Here is a 16,393-nt window from a genome sequence, read left to right as displayed (position 1 = left end):
GCGTTTGCGGGGGACGAATCCCTCTCAACCGCGCATTTACCAATATAGGGACTATTACAAGCTCTGTCAACCCCTTGAACAAGATTATTTTGCCATGAAAACTTTGTTGTTCCTTGTATATTACTTTTAACCTTTGCCAGGTATAGTGTTAGGGCATTTAATTTATTGCTTAAATCAGCTAAAAAAGTTTGTATGGTTAGTTTACCTTCCTTAATAATTGTCGATCGCCTGCTAGAAAATTGGTTGTTAGAGGATCTTGGCAGAGGAGATCTTACTACGCAAGGATTGTTCAATGGCAACATTGAAATTAATCAAGCAGTGTGGGTTGTAAAAGAAGACGGGGTAATTGCAGGATTACCGATCGCAGCGAGAGTTTTTGAATTATTAGATAAGCAAGCTCAGTTCACCTGTGATGTAAGCGAGGGGGACTATTGTAAGTCGGGAACGAAGATTGCCAGCATAAAGGGAAGTAGGGAAGCATTGCTAACAGGAGAGAGAGTTGCACTTAATTTGGCAATGCGTTTGAGTGGAATTGCTACCGCAACTCGTAGTTATGTAACAGAGATTAGTGACTTGCCAACTAAATTAGTGGATACTCGAAAAACTACGCCAGGTTTAAGAGTATTAGAAAAATATGCCACAAGAGTAGGTGGTGCAGTAAATCATCGCATGGGATTAGATGATGCGGTGATGATTAAGGATAATCACATAAAAGCAGCAGGGGGAATAGAAAAAGCGATCGCCCTGCTCAGAAACAATATTCCCTATCCCTTAAATATAGAAGTGGAGACCAGCAATCTAGAAGAAGTGCGCCAGGCATTGGCGTACGGTGCAGATATTATTATGTTGGATAACATGCCCCTGGAAATCATGACTGAAGCAGTAAAAATAATTCGGCAGACCAATCCTCAAGTCAGAATTGAAGGGTCGGGCAATATTACCTTGAAAACTATTCGTGCGGTAGCGGAAACTGGAGTTGATTATATTTCTAGTAGCGCACCAATAACGCGATCGCCTTGGTTAGATTTAAGTATGAGGTTTGTTTAAGGAAATGAGTTATGAACATTTGATCAATCATATTTGGCAATCTAGTTCACTATGATTCGGGTTAGATGTCTACTGTTTGGGGTTTTCGCTTCATTGTCCAAATGCGAGGACTGTCATCTGATAATCCACCTTGCCATAAAACAATAAACCCGTGTTTTTGGTAAAAACCAACAGCTTGTTCGCTAAAAGTAGAAAGGTAACATGATAAACCTTGTCGATCTGCCTTTTTAAAAATAGGTTGTAAAAGTAAACTGCCAATTCCTTCTCCTTGATAAGCTGGTTCAACACCTATTAAACTGAGTATCCAATGAGGCTCAGTCATATCTTCCTGATGACGTTTATTTAGGGTGGAAAATAATGATAAAAATCTTTTTGTTCTGTGCCAACCACACTTGTAAAATAGGATGAACAACATCGATAAAGCTTTTCGTGTGTTCATTTCAGATTTTCCTGGCGGTACCCAAACTGCTACACCCTTCAAATCACCTGGAGTTGTATAAATATGATTATATAGCTGGCAATTTCGTAAGTTGAAATTACAAAACCATTGGAGAATATCTGTATCTACTTTTAACTGTCCTGGTTTTACTTTGATGCCAAGATAGCGAAACATAGGATCTTCACTAAATGCTCTGACAAGAATTTTGCTAGCTTGATCTATTTCGGATGACTTAAGCAGTGCAGTATTGAAATCAGTCATGGTTTTCACAAAATATTTTGCTCTGGAAGTTGGTCAACTTCCAGTGAGTTGTATAGTATCAAACGTTAGTCAGAATTGAAGTATCGGGCGATATTACTGTAAAAACTATTCTTACCAGTGGCTGAAACTGGAGTTGATTATATTTCTAGTAGCGCACCGATAATACGATCGCCTTGGTTAGATTTAAGTATGAGGTTTGTTTGAAGACAAGTATCAAAATAACTTAGCTGCTATAAAGTAAAACATGGCTAATAGCTACTAGTTACTGCAATGATGATAAATAATTATGCCTACCTACTTAATTGATAAAGTGATGATAGAAATTCCCCGCTAAAATATGACAACTGCGATCGCCTCTCAATTAAAATCAATTACTAATACTGAACTCATTGAACTAGATGAGGCAGATGTTGGTTGGCACAAAATTTATCAAGTAATAGGCAAAAACGCGCCGATTTATCTATTATTTCCCCAAACTATCGAGGCATTGACTGCAATTGTTAGGCAGGCAGCACAGCAGCATTGGCGTATGCTTGTTTGTGGTAACGCCAGCAAAATAAACTGGGGCAAGATCAGCCAGGATATTCAGCTAGTTATTAGTACTCAAAAATGCGATCGCCTGATTGAACACGCCGCAGGAGATCTGACGGTAACGGTAGAAGCTGGAATGAAGTTGGCTGATTTACAGTCAAAATTGCGATCGCATAATCAGTTTTTGCCGATAGACTCCCCTTATGCTCATGCCACTCTAGGAGGAATTGTCGCCACAGCAGATACAGGAAGTTGGCGACAGCGTTATGGTGGCGTAAGAGACTTATTATTAGGCTTGTCTTTTGTGCGTGCTGATGGAGAAGTCGCCAAAGCTGGAGGTAGAGTAGTCAAAAACGTTGCGGGTTATGACTTGATGAAGTTGTTTACAGGAGCTTATGGCACTTTGGGGGTAATGACTCAACTTACCTTTCGTCTCTATCCTTTGATAGCTAATTCTCAAACACTGCTAATAACGGGAAAAGCCGAACAGATTGCTCAAGCCACCCAAACTATTCGTAATTCTGGCTTGACTCCCACAGCAATGGATTTGTTATCTGCTACGGTGATTAAGCAGCTAGGTTTAGGCTCAGATCTAGGCTTAATGATCCGCTGGCAAACAATTCCTGAAAGCATTGAACAACAAAGATCGCAGGTTAAGGCGATCGCTCAAGAGTTAGATTTAGCCACCAGTATTTATCAAGATGAGCCAGAAGAAAATCTCTGGCAAGAATGTGGCAAGATTATCAGTATTCCTCAATTTGAAGAGGCTGTTACCTGCAAATTTGGCATCCCCCCTGTGGCGGCTGTCGGTTTGCTCAAGCAAATTGGCGATCCCGAAGAGTTCTCGATGGGAAATCGCCATAATAATATACTAGCTAGAGTTCATGCTAATAGCGGTCTGGGTCGACTACAGCTCAATACAAATTATGAGCTAATAGAGCAAATAAGAGCGCACTGTCAGCAACATCAAGGATTTTTAACTATTCTGGATGCACCCCAGGCAGTTAAGCAACAGATAGATATTTGGGGTTATTCAGGTAACGCGATCAAAACCATGGAAGCGATTAAACATCAGTTCGATCCACAAAATATCCTTAATCCTGACCGTTTTATCGTCTAACGAAATATTTAAATATTTAAATATTTAAATTAATACGATTGATTGAACACAGCTAGACTTCAAGCTCTAAAAGATTTAGCATTAGCTACTAAGTTGAAGTCATAGTTGAGGAAAAAGATTGAGCAAGCTATTAAAAATAGTTAGGGCGATCGATCTGCTCAATGAATTGGTTGGTCGAATTAGCTACTGGCTCGTGCTGTTGATGGTTGCCATCGGCGCATGGAATGTCTTGGGACGTTATTTAGGGAAGATGGTGGGAACAAATCTCACTTCTAATTCTTTGATCGAAGTGCAGTGGTATTTATTTGATGTGATATTTTTATTTGGTGCTGCCTATGCCCTGAAATACAACGAACATGTTCGAGTAGATATATTTTATCGAGGGTGGAGTCGTCGACGCAAAGCACTAGCGAACGTTTGGGGCAATCTCATATTGTTAATTCCCTTCAGCAGTCTATTAATTTACTATTCCTGGGGAACAGTGATTAATTCTTGGAAAATACGCGAAATGTCTCCCGATCCAGGTGGTTTACCTCGTTATCCAATTAAATCGGCGATTATTTTGGCTTGTATTTTATTAATCTTACAGGGAATTTCTGAGGCGATTAAAAACTGGAATATCTATAGTAGTAAGGAGGAGAACTAATGGAATGGTTAGGTATTGCCATGTTTGCTGGGGCATTATTCCTTCTCTCCTTTGGCTTCCCTGTCGCCTTTTCTCTTGGTGGAGTAGCCATTATCTTTGCTTTAATTGGTTCGGCAGTAGGGGAATTTAGCTTTAGCTTTTTCAATGCCATGCCCAGCCGTATTTTTGGCATCATGTCTAACTATACGCTGCTGGCGATTCCCTACTTTATTTTTCTAGGTTCAATGCTGGAGAAAACAGGTATTGCCGAAAAGCTACTAGAGACAATCGGAATGCTCTTTGGCAGAGTGAGAGGTGGTTTGGCTTTAGCCGTGGTGCTAGTGGGGGCATTACTCGCTGCTTCTACTGGGGTGGTAGCTGCAACTGTGGTGGCGATGGGCTTAATTTCTCTACCAATTATGTTGCGCTATGGCTACAACAAAGAATTAGCTGCGGGGGTAATTGTCGCGTCGGGGACCTTAGGGCAAATTATTCCTCCTAGTGTGGTGCTGGTTGTTTTAGGCGATCAGCTAGGTGTTCCCGTCGGTGATTTATTCGTTGGTTCATTAATTCCAGGATTGATGATGGCGGGGGCTTTTGCTCTCCACGTCTTAATCGTAGCTTATCTCAAACCTGAAGTCGCTCCTGCCTTACCTACTAACGTCAGGATTAGTGGAAAAAAGCTCTTGGTGCGCATAATAACGGTGATGTTACCCCCTTTGGTGTTAATTGTGATCATCTTGGGCAGTATTTTCATGGGTATTGCTACACCAACAGAGGCGGGAGCTTTGGGATCGCTGGGAACAATTATCTTGGCAGCCGTTAATCGTCAATTAACTTGGGCAGCACTACGAGAAGTTTGTGATGCCACTTTGCGAATTACCACAATGGTGATGTTTATCCTCATTGGTTCTACTGCTTTTAGTTTGGTCTTCCGAGGTTTGGGAGGCGATCGCTTTATGCAACACTTACTGGTTAACCTTCCTGGAGGAAAAGTTGGTTTCTTGTTTGTTAATATGCTGGTAATTTTCTTACTCGGCTTTTTTATTGATTTCTTTGAGATTGCTTTTATTGTTATTCCTATCTTTGCCCCAGTAGCTCAACAGCTAGGATTAGATCTATTGTGGTATGGAGTAGTGCTGGGGGCTAATCTACAAACCTCGTTTCTCACCCCTCCTTTTGGGTTTGCTCTCTTCTATCTGCAAGGAGTCGCACCACCAGAACTGAAAACTGAAGATATTTATCGAGGAGCAATACCTTTTATTTTGCTACAGCTTCTGGTTTTGACTCTGATTATTATTTTTCCTCAGATAGTCAGTTTCTTGCCCTCTCTCAGTTCTTCCTAAAAACAAATTAAATGCTACAATAAGTATGACATTATAAGTTACTAAAATATGGTTCAAAGACTTAAACGGTGGGAATCTCCCCGCAAACAAGGACGTAATGATAAAGGAAAAGGTGGTACTGCTAGAGCAAGACAACTCCGAAAACGAGAACAAATGCTACGGCAGAAGTTAAAAAGTAACGGCTCATCGAAACCAGAAAAGTTCAAGCCACAAGAGAGGGAAATTATACCCTCTCTTTTTTATTGGCAATATTGTTTGTTTTCAGAAATCTTTTTCCAAGTCTATGCTTCTGCACAAAAGTATTACTAACCTATAGAGGTGTGCAAGTAAAATAAATACAATATTTTTACAAAATAGTTACAGCGAATTGCATTTTTAATGAAGTCTTTTACCCCCCCCCGATTTGCGACAAAAAATTGTTGCGCTTTATAAAAACTTAGCAATAAATGACAATATACTTATTGGTTTTTAGGATTTAATTATTCAAGTTATTAAAATGATAATAATATTGTTTGTAGTTGTTCGTAGTTTTAAAATTCAAGCTTTAAATCTATCTTAAGGTTGGCAATTTTTGTAACTTGTCTCCTTTACAATACTTACTTATATTTAAAGATAAATAAAGATCAGTATCTAGAAAATAAAAAATTGACTAAACCACAAGAATCACAAAATTTTAAAAAAGGTTTTTTGAACCCGTTAGGCAGATACCATGGCGAGTTTACTCCTAATAACTTAGCTTTTAATGCCAATTTACAAGAGTTTGCCCAACAGGCATTTTATCTTTGCAATTTAGAAACCAATGGCAAAATCACTGCTGAAGAAACTTATAGGCAAATTAAGCAGCTTTGGCGACAGCTAGAGCAATCTAAACAAATAGCAACTTTAGCCCCGATTAATGAGCGGCGATAAGCGATGAACGATAGCAATAATGTAGTTACTTTAAAAGAACTGGCAGATGGAGCGATCGCCAAACACAGTCGCCGAATATTTAAGCACGAAGCTGGAGTACTAAAAGATAAAGACCCAGAAGACCTGCATCAGATGCGGGTAGGTATGAGACGCTTACGAAGTGCGATCGCTGGCTTTACTCTGGCGATGGATTTACCAAAGAACGTGACGGTGAAAAATATAGCTAAAATCGGACATTCTCTGGGTAAGCTGAGGGATTTAGATGTTTTGTTAGCTGTCTTAAATGATAATTATTTACCACTATTGCCAACTAAAGAGCAGAAGAAATTAGCTAAAGCGATCGAATCCCTCGGTAAAAAACGCCAACATGAATTAAAACAGGTGCGTAAAACTCTCAACGGCAAACTGTATTTAAACCTTAAGCAGGAATTAAATGCTTGGCTTGAAGAACCAAAGTATACAGTATTTGGTGATTATTCCCTTGACTTTGTACTGCCAGACTTGCTTTTACCCCAGGTTTGCCAATTTTTACTTCATCCTGGCTGGTTAGTAGGAGTCAATTTTCAAGAGGGTGAGATAGAATTTTCGACAATTTTGAATATGGATGCAATAGATCGGCTGTTAAAATTAGAAGGCAGTTTGTTACATGATTTACGTAAATCAGCCAAGAAAACCCGCTACAGTTTAGAGTTGTTTTCTCAATTCTACGGAGAGTCTTATCATCTTTACCTGAAGAAAACAGAAGGAGTTCAAGAGATTTTGGGACAGATTCAAGATATTCATGTTTTGATTGAGGTACTAGAAAAAGTGTTGCGATCGCCAATCGGTGAAAAATTACCAGAACTAGCTGGTTTATTCTTAAAAACTCAATCCCAAAAATGGCTAGAATGGCAAATCTCACAGAAACAATTCCTTGCAGATAAAACTCGCACAGAATTCAGGCAGATAATACAGCAAGCTTAACATCAGCAATTGTAGCAGTTTTCAAACGAGAACAAATGCTACGGCAAAGGCTGAAAAGTAACGGCTCGTCGAAACCAGAAAAGTTCAACCAACAGGAGAGGGAAATCACACCCTCTCTTTTTTATTGGCAACTATATTTATCTGTTTACAGGAATCGCTCTGTAACCCTGTACTTCTGTGGAAACTGATTACCGATCATCCTAATCTTTGCTTCAGCTGATAGAACGAAATAACCAACAGCTATAATTTATCAGTCTCATATTTAAGATCGGCAATGTTCCTAAGCCTATGTCTTTAGAAATAATTATTCCAATCGCAGCAGCAATCATTTTGTTGCTGTTATTTACTTGGTTACTAAATGTTCTCAAATCAACTATCAAGACAGTTTTGATAATTGCAGCGCTCTTAATCTTGTTGCAAGTGACATTAGGAATCAATTCAGAGCAGATTATTCAAGGGATATGGCAAATAGGAGAACGCATTCAAAAGTTGATAATCATGCACAAGTAAGGATATAGACTATAGTTTATGGTCGATATCGATTAACTGATAAATAGCAGATTATTGTTCTCGGAGAAAGAGCTAAACGAAACATCTCAGACTAAATCCTGTTCTTATAGGTGATTTATCTATATTTTTGAGTCAGAAGTCTTCAAGGATATATCGCAGTGTACCATTTGCGAAGCTACATGCGGCTTAAGCCTTTGTCCTTTAGGAAAAGGGCTTAACATATCCCTTTAGGGATACCTTCAGACGATATGCAGCAAGTGCTTTAGTATAAGCTGCGCAAATCAAAAGTCAGTAAATTGATCTTTACCTTTACCAATCGGATTCAGTGCTACTCTATTTTTTCTTCGGAGGTTGGTTTTGCGGTTTAAAGAAAGCTTCCATGACCTGCCTAACCAGAGGTGCTGCCAAGGAACCACCGCCACCGCCAGAATGTTCGAGAAAAGCTACGACTACAATTTCAGGCTTTTCATAAGGGGCATAAGCGCCAAACCAGGTATGAGAGTCTCCTGGAGGGGCTTCCGCTGTACCACTTTTGCCTGCTCCTGGAGGAATATTAGGAGAGTTGAGTTTTGTACCAGTACCGCTGTCCACCACAGCCCTAAGTCCTTTGCTGATGGTATCAATAGTGGTGGGTTTAAAATTAAGATTAACTTTTTCGGGCGGTTTTGCTGTTTGCACCAAATGAGGCTGTACTCGATAACCATCATTGGCGATCGCACTAAACATGACTGCTACCTGTAAAGGTGTAGCACTAGTAAAGCCTTGACCAATGGACATATTTACTGTGTCACCTACAGTCCAGCCCCAATCGTCAAAATTAAGCCGTTTCCAGGCATCATCAGCAATCAAACCCTTTGTTTCTCCATCTAGCTCAATTCCCGTTGGTTTACCAAAGCCATATAGCCTCGCATATTTGATTAAGTCTTCGCCACCAGTACCCTGTCCAATTTGACCAAAGAAGGTATTACTACTCCAGGCAAGGGCTTGCACAAAGCCCAATGAACCAAAACCGCTTTTATTCCATTCGCCAAATCTCGTACCTCCTACCGATAAATAAGGATAAGTTCCTAACACAGTATTGGGAGAAAATTTCCCGCTTTCCATCCCAGCAGTAGCGGTAACTACTTTAAAAGTAGAGGCGGGAGGAAAAGCCCGTAAAGCCATATTTAGAAAAGGATTTCCTTGAGACTGCAATTCCTGCCAGACTTTGGGCGTAACGTTGCTGGAGAAAATATTCGGGTCAAAGCTAGGGTAGCTAGCCATGGCGAGGACAGAGCCATCATGAGGATCTAGAGCAACTATGGCACCCTTTTTTGTACCTAAAGCAATTTCTGCAGCCTGTTGAACCTTGGCATCAATGGTTAATGTCAGATTTTCCCCTGATTCGGCTGGTTTTTCCCCTAACCAGCTAATAACCTGCCCTGCGCCATTTACTCCTAATTTTAAGCCTCCCCATTGTCCTCTTAGCTGAGTTTCATAACTAGATTCGATGCCCATCTTACCCATGACATCTCCTAGGCGATAACCTCGAGACTTTCTCTCTTCTAGCTCTTCTTGGTTTAGCTCTCCCGTATAGCCTAAAATGTGAGCGGCTAGCTTACCTTGAGGATAATAACGTACCTTATCAATATCCGTTTCTACCCATTTGAGCTGAGGCTTATATTCTTCAAAGGCGGTTACTTGCTCTGGAGTTAGGTTACGCCCAATCGGAATCAGGCTAGGATAGTTATATCCTGCTTCTGCTACTTTTTGTTGAAGTTCTTGTTGCTCTATTTTAAGTATTTGCGCAATAATCTGGCGATTTATTGCCCAATTTTGCTCTTTTTGGGCTTTGGGCCACAGATATGCTGAATAAGACTGCTTACTAGTTGCTAACATTTTGCCGTGGCGATCTGTAACATTGCCCCGTACAGGTTGTTTGGGAACAATCCGAGTACGATTATCCTCAGCTTTCTGTTGGTTGATTGTTCCTTGCTGTAGCTGAAGATAATACAAACGCCAGCCAATACCTCCCCAAAAAATAATACTGATAACTGTAATAATGGGAATTGCCTGAAGTTGACTACCGACAGTGCGATCGCTATATTTTCCTGAAGGGTAATCCCGATAGTTTTGAAATTTATTTTTTACAATAGAACCCATAATTAGTGAGCAGTCGTTAATAGATCTATGTTTATTGTTCCCTTTCTAGCAATGATTCAGATCACCAAGATAACTAAGTCATACTCTCAACACATAACAACAAGCTTATTTGATAGTGCCAGAAAAATTTTCAAACCAACCTCTGCGCCAAAAGAAATAAATTAAACCTCCTGCCGTAGCCAGCATAATTGCCCAACAAAAAAAATAACCCCAATACCATTCAAGTTCAGGCATATTAAACGGCGAAGTATCAGGGTTGAAGTTCATACCGTAGATGCCTGCAATAAAGGTTAGGGGAATAAAAATACTAGAAATCACTGTTAACAGCTTCATCACTTCGTTCATTTTGTTGCTGATTGCTGAAAGATAAATATCCGTCAAACTAGAAGCAAGTTCGCGATAGGTTTCGATAATGTCAATAATTTGTACGGCGTGGTCATAGCAGTCGCGCAAAAAAACTAAGATTTCTGGATTAATTACACTACTGCCATCTCTAATGAGAGTGTTTAAAGCATTGCGTTGAGGCCAAATCGCTCGTCGCAGCGCCAACAATTCCCGTTTGATTTGATATATTTTTGCCAAACTTTGATTGCTAGGATTAAAGATAACTTCATCTTCTAGATTTTCAATCTTTTCACCATAAATTTCTAGTACAGGGAAAAACCCATCAATAATGGCATCCCAAAGAGCATAGGCTAGATAATCTGCACCCATGTTCCTAATTGAACCCTTATTAAATTTAATGCGTCGACGTACTGGTCGAAAACAGTCTTTTTCAGGATATTCTTGTACCGTCAAAAGATAGTTTTTGCCAACTACCAAACTTACCTGTTCTAGAGAAAAGCCTGTCCCTGATGGCTTAGGCACTACCATCTGAGTAATAACTACCAACTGCTGTGGGTAATCTTCGACTTTTGGTCTTTGAGGAACATTGACAATATCTTCTAATACTAGAGGATGCAACCCAAATACTTTTCCTAACCTTTGCAAAATGTTTTCGCTACCCAAACCTTTGACATCCACCCAAGACACTGATTCTGTAGTCATGTGTTCTGCACAGGCTTCTGGGGTCAAGTTGGTTGTTTTTTGGGCGAGATCGCTACTATAGTCAATTAACACGATGTTCGGGATCTCAGCATCATCTTCAATATTGAGCGTCCCTGGAATACTTCCTGGCTGTTCATAGGAATAGTCGAATAAATCTTCTTCCTCTTCTGTAGACAGTATGGCTTTACTTGAATCTAAATTCTGTTCATAACTCATAAGATGATGCGAATCCTAAATTACTAGACTAATTATGACCCAAAAAAAATACCAGCGATCGCGATCGCTGGCTAATTAAAATTGTTGTTGTTTAAGTCTGGAAAAATCTTTAGTTGCGCGTTCCCCAACGAGACAACTCTCAAAATCTCTTGACTCAATAAGAATCGTAACAGAAGATACGCTATTTTTGTAAAAAAATAATAATTGTATTAACTGTTACACCAATTATACGCTAGCAAACTGTATTTACAGTGTGACTTTGATCAGCTAATTGTACCAGTCAAAGGAGAACTAGCTGTGGCATATTGCTTCACGGGGATTCTCCCCGATAGATAAGCCAGTCTTCCTGCAACCGCAGCTAAACCCATCGCTTGTCCCATCGCTACAGGATTTTGTGCCAAAGCGATCGCGCTATTAACTAGCAGGGCATCTGCCCCCATCTCCATCGCCAAAGCTGCTTCACTTGGAGTACCAATTCCCGCATCTACTACAACAGGAACGTTCGCTTCTTCGATGATAATGGCAATATTAGCAGCATTATTGATTCCTTGCCCTGAACCAATAGGTGAACCTAGGGGCATTACTGTAGCACATCCTGCCTCTTCTAAGCGCTTGGCAAGCAAAGGATCGGCATTGATATAGGGTAACACCGCAAAACCTTCTTTAACTAGCTGTTCAGCTGCCTGTAGTGTGCCAATTGGATCTGGTAACAGATATTTGGCATCAGGAATTACCTCCAATTTAATAAAGTTGTTATCTTCCTGTCCCAGCAGTTTTGCCATCTCTCGACCCAAACGCGCCACTCTGACTGCTTCCTCGGCGGTTTTACAGCCTGCGGTATTGGGTAACATCCAGATTTTGCTCCAGTCAATCGCCTCAGCTAATCCTTCATGTCCTGGTGCTTTGGTTTGGACTCTGCGTACTGCCACAGTGATAATCTCACATCCGCTGGCAGCTACGCTGGCTTGCATAGCCTGCATACTAGGATACTTCCCTGTCCCTGTCATCAGACGGGAGTTAAAGGTACGTCCAGCGATGGTTAACGGGCGATCATCTTCAATGTGATCGCAAAGCGTACCCTTCGGGTAATCGCCAGCCAAAGAGGTCGTCGCAGCAGTTAAGGGAGTTTGAGAAGTAGATTTAATCTGTAGTAATTGCGGGTTGCTTAGAGTCATATTTGCAGGTTGATAAAAACGTTGATAGCTAAATTCAGCTAGTAAAGGATCAGACTTCTGTTCTAAAATCAAATCTGCCATCAGCGATGCAGTAATGGGTGCGAGTAAAATTCCATTGCGATAATGTCCCGTAGCCAGGAATAAGTTTTCACAAGCACTACGGCCTAGAATAGGCAGTTCATCAGCTGTTCCAGGGCGAAAACCCCACCATAATTCTTCAATTTGCCAATCTGCTGTGGCAGGATATAGTTCTGTCGTTTTTGCCAATAAACTTTGAATACCTTGCGGTGTATTAAAGGGAGTCCAGTCTACTTCTTCTACTGTTGCGCCTACAATTAATCTACCGTCTTGTCGCGGAACCAGATAAACTCCCTCGCCATATAAAACTCGCTGTAGAGGATAAGGCTGATGTAGCTTTTGGGGCATTCTCAGGGAAAGCATTTGCCCTTTGACTGGACGCACAGTTAGAGGTGTTAACTGACTCGACCATGAGCCAGCAGCCAAAACATATTGCTGGGCTGTTAGCTGCCCAATATTAGTTAATGCGCCGTCAATTCGACCCTGCTTTTGTTGCCAAGCCTTAACGCTAACTCCTTCTTTTAGCTCTATCCCCAAAGTTTGAGCAGCCTGTAACAGCGATCGCATTAAACAGCGATTATCAACCTGTCCATCTTCGGGATACCACCAACCGCCAGCCACGCGATCGCTTAGTCCTGGCTGATATTGCTTAATTGCTGCTCGATCTAACCAAAATGTACCCTTGTCTTCAGCAATTACTTCGGGCTGACTATAGGTAGGGGCAAGAATCCCACAGGGTAAATATCCAGTTTCTATCCCCGTCAATTCTTCCAGTTTTTGCGTCCATTCGGGATACAGCCAGCGAGAGCGTAGACATAAATCTCGCAATGGTGAAGAGGAAAGCTGTTCTGCTAACGGTGCTAACATCCCTGCTGCGGCGTGAGATGCTGCCTGGGTAAAATCTTGACTAACCACGGTGACTTTTGCACCCTGACGTTTTAACTCGATGGCGATCGCTAAACCAACTACACCACCACCCACAATTAGAATATCTCTTGCTATCATATTTCTAAAAGCCATTATCTTCAACTACTCTAACGTGAAAATAATCTTTCAGAAAAAAACTTAATCTATAGTAAACCAAGTATTATAATTTCAGATACTAATTGTTAAATGCTTTCTTAAATGAGAGCCAAGTAACTTTTAAGTTGAAATCGATTTTAGATCATTTGCCTTGATAATTAAATTGAATTCCATCAACTTTTTTAGCTTCAGGCGTTTCTTGGCAGGCAAATAATAGAGCTACCAGCAAAATAGCCGTAAATAAACGATTAAAAAGCGGCAATAAATTATTAGACACAACTTTCATGTTCTCCATACACCCTAATATTTATTATGGTGAAATAATTCAAGGACATTTTTCTCCGTATTATTACAGGTATTAAATTGGCACAACTAAGTTTTAATCTAATCAAAGCCAAAGACAGCAAGAGTTAGATGTTGCTCTAGCAGATTATCTATTAAGCAATTAAGCAATATTTCTAACCAGAGATAGGTGATGATCGCAGTCAACCTAATTAATAATGTGATCGATAGTAATGGAAAGTAAAATGAACGATTTTTGGTATAAAGTCACAATTTTTTGTCTATTGGTGATGTTTGTCTTAGCTCCCTTTGCTGGATTTGCACCTTTACTGTTAATTGTGTTAGTTGCTGGAATTTACTGGTTTTTTGCCCCTGTAATCCAAGCCTTGTTCGGTAAAAAAATAAGCGATCGCCAAGAGTAGCTTCAGCTTACTTTCAAAGCGATCGGCAAAATAGTTAACTTTCAGATTTTAAGTAAGCTTAATTAAACTGAAATTACTGCATGTTGACGATACCATTCAATCGTATTTTTTAAACCTTGGCGAAATTCAGTTTCCGCCACAAAGCCAAACTTTTCCTTCGCCCTTTGAGTATCTAAGCAACGACGGGGTTGTCCATTAGGCTGATCTGTTTGCCAGACGATTTCCCCCTCAAAACCCATTAACTCACAGATAGTTTCAACCAGATCTTTAATCCTTACTTCCTGATTTGTGCCTAGATTTACTGGAGCAGCTTCATCATAGCTCTGAGTTGCCATGACAATACCCCGCGCAGCATCAGTCGAATAAAGAAACTCGCGAGTGGGACTACCATCACCCCAAGCGGGTAACTTTTTATCTCCTCGCTCCTGTGCTTCATGAACTTTACGAATTAAAGCAGGAATTACGTGAGAACTACGAGGATCAAAATTATCTTCAGGACCATAGAGATTAACAGGCAAAAGATAAATGCCATTAAAATCATACTGCTGGCGATAGGCTTCTAGCTGAACTAGCAAAGCTTTTTTAGCGATCCCATAGGGAGCATTAGTTTCTTCAGGATAACCATTCCACAGGTCATCTTCCTTAAATGGTACAGGAGTAAATTTAGGATAGGCGCAAATTGTACCAACACAAACAAACTTTTGCACACCTTCTTGATAAGCAGCATGAATTAACTGCGTCCCCATCATTAGGTTGTCGTAGAACAACTCAGCGGGTTTTTCTCGATTTAGACCAATGCCACCTACATGAGCAGCTAAATGAACCACTATCTCCTGTTGCTTAACTGCCTGTTGGCAATTTTCCCACTTGCATAAGTCTAATTCGCGCGATCGCGGTGTGCTAATTCTGTCGATGCTAGCCCCAGCTTGACATAGCTGATGGACTACCTGCTTACCTAGAAAACCATTGCCACCTGTTACCAGGATATTTTTGTCTTGTAAACTTAACATTGCTAATTAAGATTTGGATACGTAAGTATTTTAAGTATTAAGTCGCGAATCAGCGCAAATTACTAGAGTCTTACCTTGAAAAGCTTAAAGCTTATGGCTTATAGCTTAGAGCTACGAGCAAAGCTCGTTTACTTAATCGACAATGCTGGCAAAATTACGCCGATTTAAAGTGCTATCGACTCCCTTGCTACCGTCGGGAGTTGGTAGATTAAGATTGATTAAATCAGCATTAACCATCAGTTTGACCAGTTCTTCAAAGGTAACTGATGGCTTCCATCCTAGTTTTTCTCTAGCTTTAGTCGGATCGCCAATTAAAAGATCTACTTCTGCAGGACGAAGATAGCGCGGGTCAAAAGCGACATAATTGTGCCAGTCTAAATTAACGTGACCAAAGGCAATATCGAGAAATTCTTTGATTTCGTAAGTTTCCCCCGTAGCTACGACATAATCATCGGGTTGATCTTGTTGCAGCATCATCCACATTGCCCTGACATAGTCTTTAGCGTAGCCCCAATCTCTTTTCGAGTCTAGATTACCCAAGTAAAGTTTCTGCTGAGTACCTTCAACAATCCGCGCTACGGCGCGAGTAATCTTGCGGGTAACAAAGGTTTCACCACGGCGAGGAGATTCATGGTTGAATAAAATACCGTTACAGGCAAATAAATCGTAAGATTCGCGATAGTTAATCGTCTGCCAGTGAGCATAGACTTTAGCGCAGGAATAAGGACTACGAGGATAAAAAGGAGTAGTCTCTGTTTGGGGAACTTCAATGACTTTACCAAACATTTCTGATGAGCCAGCTTGATAAAATCTTACTTCAATTCCAGTTCTTTGCTGATAGTCTCTAACTGCTTCGAGGATACGTAAAGCACCCATAGCCACAGAGTCGACGGTATATTCGGGAGAATCAAAACTGACACGAACATGAGACTGTGCGCCCAAATTGTAAATTTCTCTAGGCTTGACCTGTTCGAGAATTCTTCTTAGGGTAGTACCATCAGTTAAATCACCATAGTGCAGAAATAATTTCGCGTCAGGACTATGAGGATCGATATAAATGTGATCAATGCGATCGGTATTAAAGGTAGAAGTTCGCCGAATAATACCATGAACTTCATAACCTTGATCTAATAAAAATTCGCTCAAATATGAACCATCTTGACCCGTGATACCCGTAATCAAAGCTATTTTACGTTCATTCATTATATATAATTTTACCTATTAATTATTAATGCTTGATGCTATGT

Annotated in this window: 16 protein-coding genes and 1 pseudogene; 10 read left to right on the top strand and 7 right to left on the bottom strand. The window is 40.5% G+C overall.

The genetic code is table 11. The annotated features are described in order from the left end of the window. Positions 1-192 precede the first annotated feature (192 nt). Positions 193-1,047: a carboxylating nicotinate-nucleotide diphosphorylase gene (gene nadC, locus C7B62_RS08020; RefSeq protein ID WP_106234503.1), complete on the top strand. Its 855-nt coding sequence runs from the start codon at positions 193-195 to the stop codon at positions 1,045-1,047. A 61-nt stretch (positions 1,048-1,108) separates the two neighbouring features. Here the strand turns inward: nadC and C7B62_RS08015 are convergent, their stop codons facing one another. Further along, positions 1,109-1,747 carry an N-acetyltransferase gene (locus C7B62_RS08015; RefSeq protein WP_106234501.1) on the bottom strand — a complete coding sequence of 213 codons (639 nt, stop codon included), beginning with the start codon at positions 1,745-1,747 and terminating at the stop codon, positions 1,109-1,111. Positions 1,748-1,815: 68 nt separating this feature from the next. On the opposite strand from C7B62_RS08015, the pseudogene C7B62_RS27095 reads away from it, so the two are divergent. The 8 genes and pseudogenes from C7B62_RS27095 to C7B62_RS07975 all read left to right on the top strand — a co-directional run. Further along, positions 1,816-1,951: pseudogene (locus tag C7B62_RS27095) on the top strand (nicotinate-nucleotide diphosphorylase (carboxylating)); the annotation flags it as partial. A 133-nt stretch (positions 1,952-2,084) separates the two neighbouring features. Then, positions 2,085-3,398 carry an FAD-binding oxidoreductase gene (locus C7B62_RS08005; RefSeq protein ID WP_106234499.1) on the top strand — a complete coding sequence of 438 codons (1,314 nt, stop codon included), beginning with the start codon at positions 2,085-2,087 and terminating at the stop codon, positions 3,396-3,398. A gap of 118 nt (positions 3,399-3,516) precedes the next feature. Further along, entirely contained in the window at positions 3,517-4,044 is a 528-nt protein-coding gene (locus C7B62_RS08000) for a TRAP transporter small permease subunit (RefSeq protein ID WP_106234497.1), read from the top strand. Continuing rightward, entirely contained in the window at positions 4,044-5,369 is a 1,326-nt protein-coding gene (locus C7B62_RS07995; RefSeq protein WP_106234494.1) for a TRAP transporter large permease subunit, read from the top strand. Before C7B62_RS08000 ends, C7B62_RS07995 begins: the two co-directional genes overlap by 1 nt. 48 nt (positions 5,370-5,417) lie before the next feature. Further along, entirely contained in the window at positions 5,418-5,678 is a 261-nt protein-coding gene (locus C7B62_RS07990; protein WP_106234491.1) for a hypothetical protein, read from the top strand. Between the two features lie 336 nt (positions 5,679-6,014). Next, on the top strand, positions 6,015-6,278 hold the full coding sequence (locus tag C7B62_RS07985; RefSeq protein WP_106234509.1) for a hypothetical protein: 264 nt from the start codon (positions 6,015-6,017) through the stop codon (positions 6,276-6,278). Between the two features lie 3 nt (positions 6,279-6,281). Further along, positions 6,282-7,241: a CHAD domain-containing protein gene (locus C7B62_RS07980; RefSeq protein WP_106234488.1), complete on the top strand. Its 960-nt coding sequence runs from the start codon at positions 6,282-6,284 to the stop codon at positions 7,239-7,241. Between the two features lie 288 nt (positions 7,242-7,529). Further along, entirely contained in the window at positions 7,530-7,751 is a 222-nt protein-coding gene (locus tag C7B62_RS07975) for a hypothetical protein (RefSeq protein WP_106234486.1), read from the top strand. Between the two features lie 333 nt (positions 7,752-8,084). Here C7B62_RS07975 and mrdA read toward each other — a convergent pair whose 3' ends face one another. From mrdA to C7B62_RS26835, 4 genes are all read right to left on the bottom strand, one after another. Next, the gene (gene mrdA / locus C7B62_RS07970) at positions 8,085-9,893 is read right to left on the bottom strand and encodes a penicillin-binding protein 2 (RefSeq protein WP_106234484.1); all 1,809 of its coding nucleotides are present in this window, start codon (positions 9,891-9,893) and stop codon (positions 8,085-8,087) included. Between the two features lie 105 nt (positions 9,894-9,998). After that, positions 9,999-11,156, bottom strand: a complete 1,158-nt coding sequence (corA, locus tag C7B62_RS07965) for a magnesium/cobalt transporter CorA (protein ID WP_106234481.1) — start codon at positions 11,154-11,156, stop codon at positions 9,999-10,001. A gap of 263 nt (positions 11,157-11,419) precedes the next feature. Next, positions 11,420-13,429, bottom strand: coding sequence for a glycine oxidase ThiO (gene thiO / locus C7B62_RS26990; RefSeq protein WP_304590134.1), 2,010 nt, complete (start codon positions 13,427-13,429; stop codon positions 11,420-11,422). Positions 13,430-13,574: 145 nt separating this feature from the next. Continuing rightward, a complete protein-coding gene (locus C7B62_RS26835; protein ID WP_255413991.1) occupies positions 13,575-13,709 on the bottom strand; it encodes a hypothetical protein in 135 nt (44 codons plus the stop codon). A gap of 250 nt (positions 13,710-13,959) precedes the next feature. On the opposite strand from C7B62_RS26835, the gene C7B62_RS26095 reads away from it, so the two are divergent. Then, the gene (locus C7B62_RS26095; RefSeq protein WP_199194105.1) at positions 13,960-14,136 is read left to right on the top strand and encodes a hypothetical protein; all 177 of its coding nucleotides are present in this window, start codon (positions 13,960-13,962) and stop codon (positions 14,134-14,136) included. A gap of 62 nt (positions 14,137-14,198) precedes the next feature. Here the strand turns inward: C7B62_RS26095 and C7B62_RS07950 are convergent, their stop codons facing one another. After that, positions 14,199-15,146 (bottom strand): GDP-L-fucose synthase, encoded by a 948-nt coding sequence (locus tag C7B62_RS07950; RefSeq protein ID WP_106234476.1) that lies wholly within the window; start codon positions 15,144-15,146, stop codon positions 14,199-14,201. A gap of 132 nt (positions 15,147-15,278) precedes the next feature. Continuing rightward, positions 15,279-16,349, bottom strand: a complete 1,071-nt coding sequence (gmd, locus tag C7B62_RS07945) for a GDP-mannose 4,6-dehydratase (protein ID WP_106234473.1) — start codon at positions 16,347-16,349, stop codon at positions 15,279-15,281. Positions 16,350-16,393 lie beyond the last annotated feature (44 nt).

Origin of the sequence: Pleurocapsa sp. CCALA 161 (assembly GCF_003003995.1) — a bacterium.
Lineage (GTDB): Bacteria > Cyanobacteriota > Cyanobacteriia > Cyanobacteriales > Xenococcaceae > Waterburya.
The sequence above is the reverse complement of the archived record's forward strand: the minus strand, read 5'-3'. Positions and strand labels throughout refer to the sequence as shown.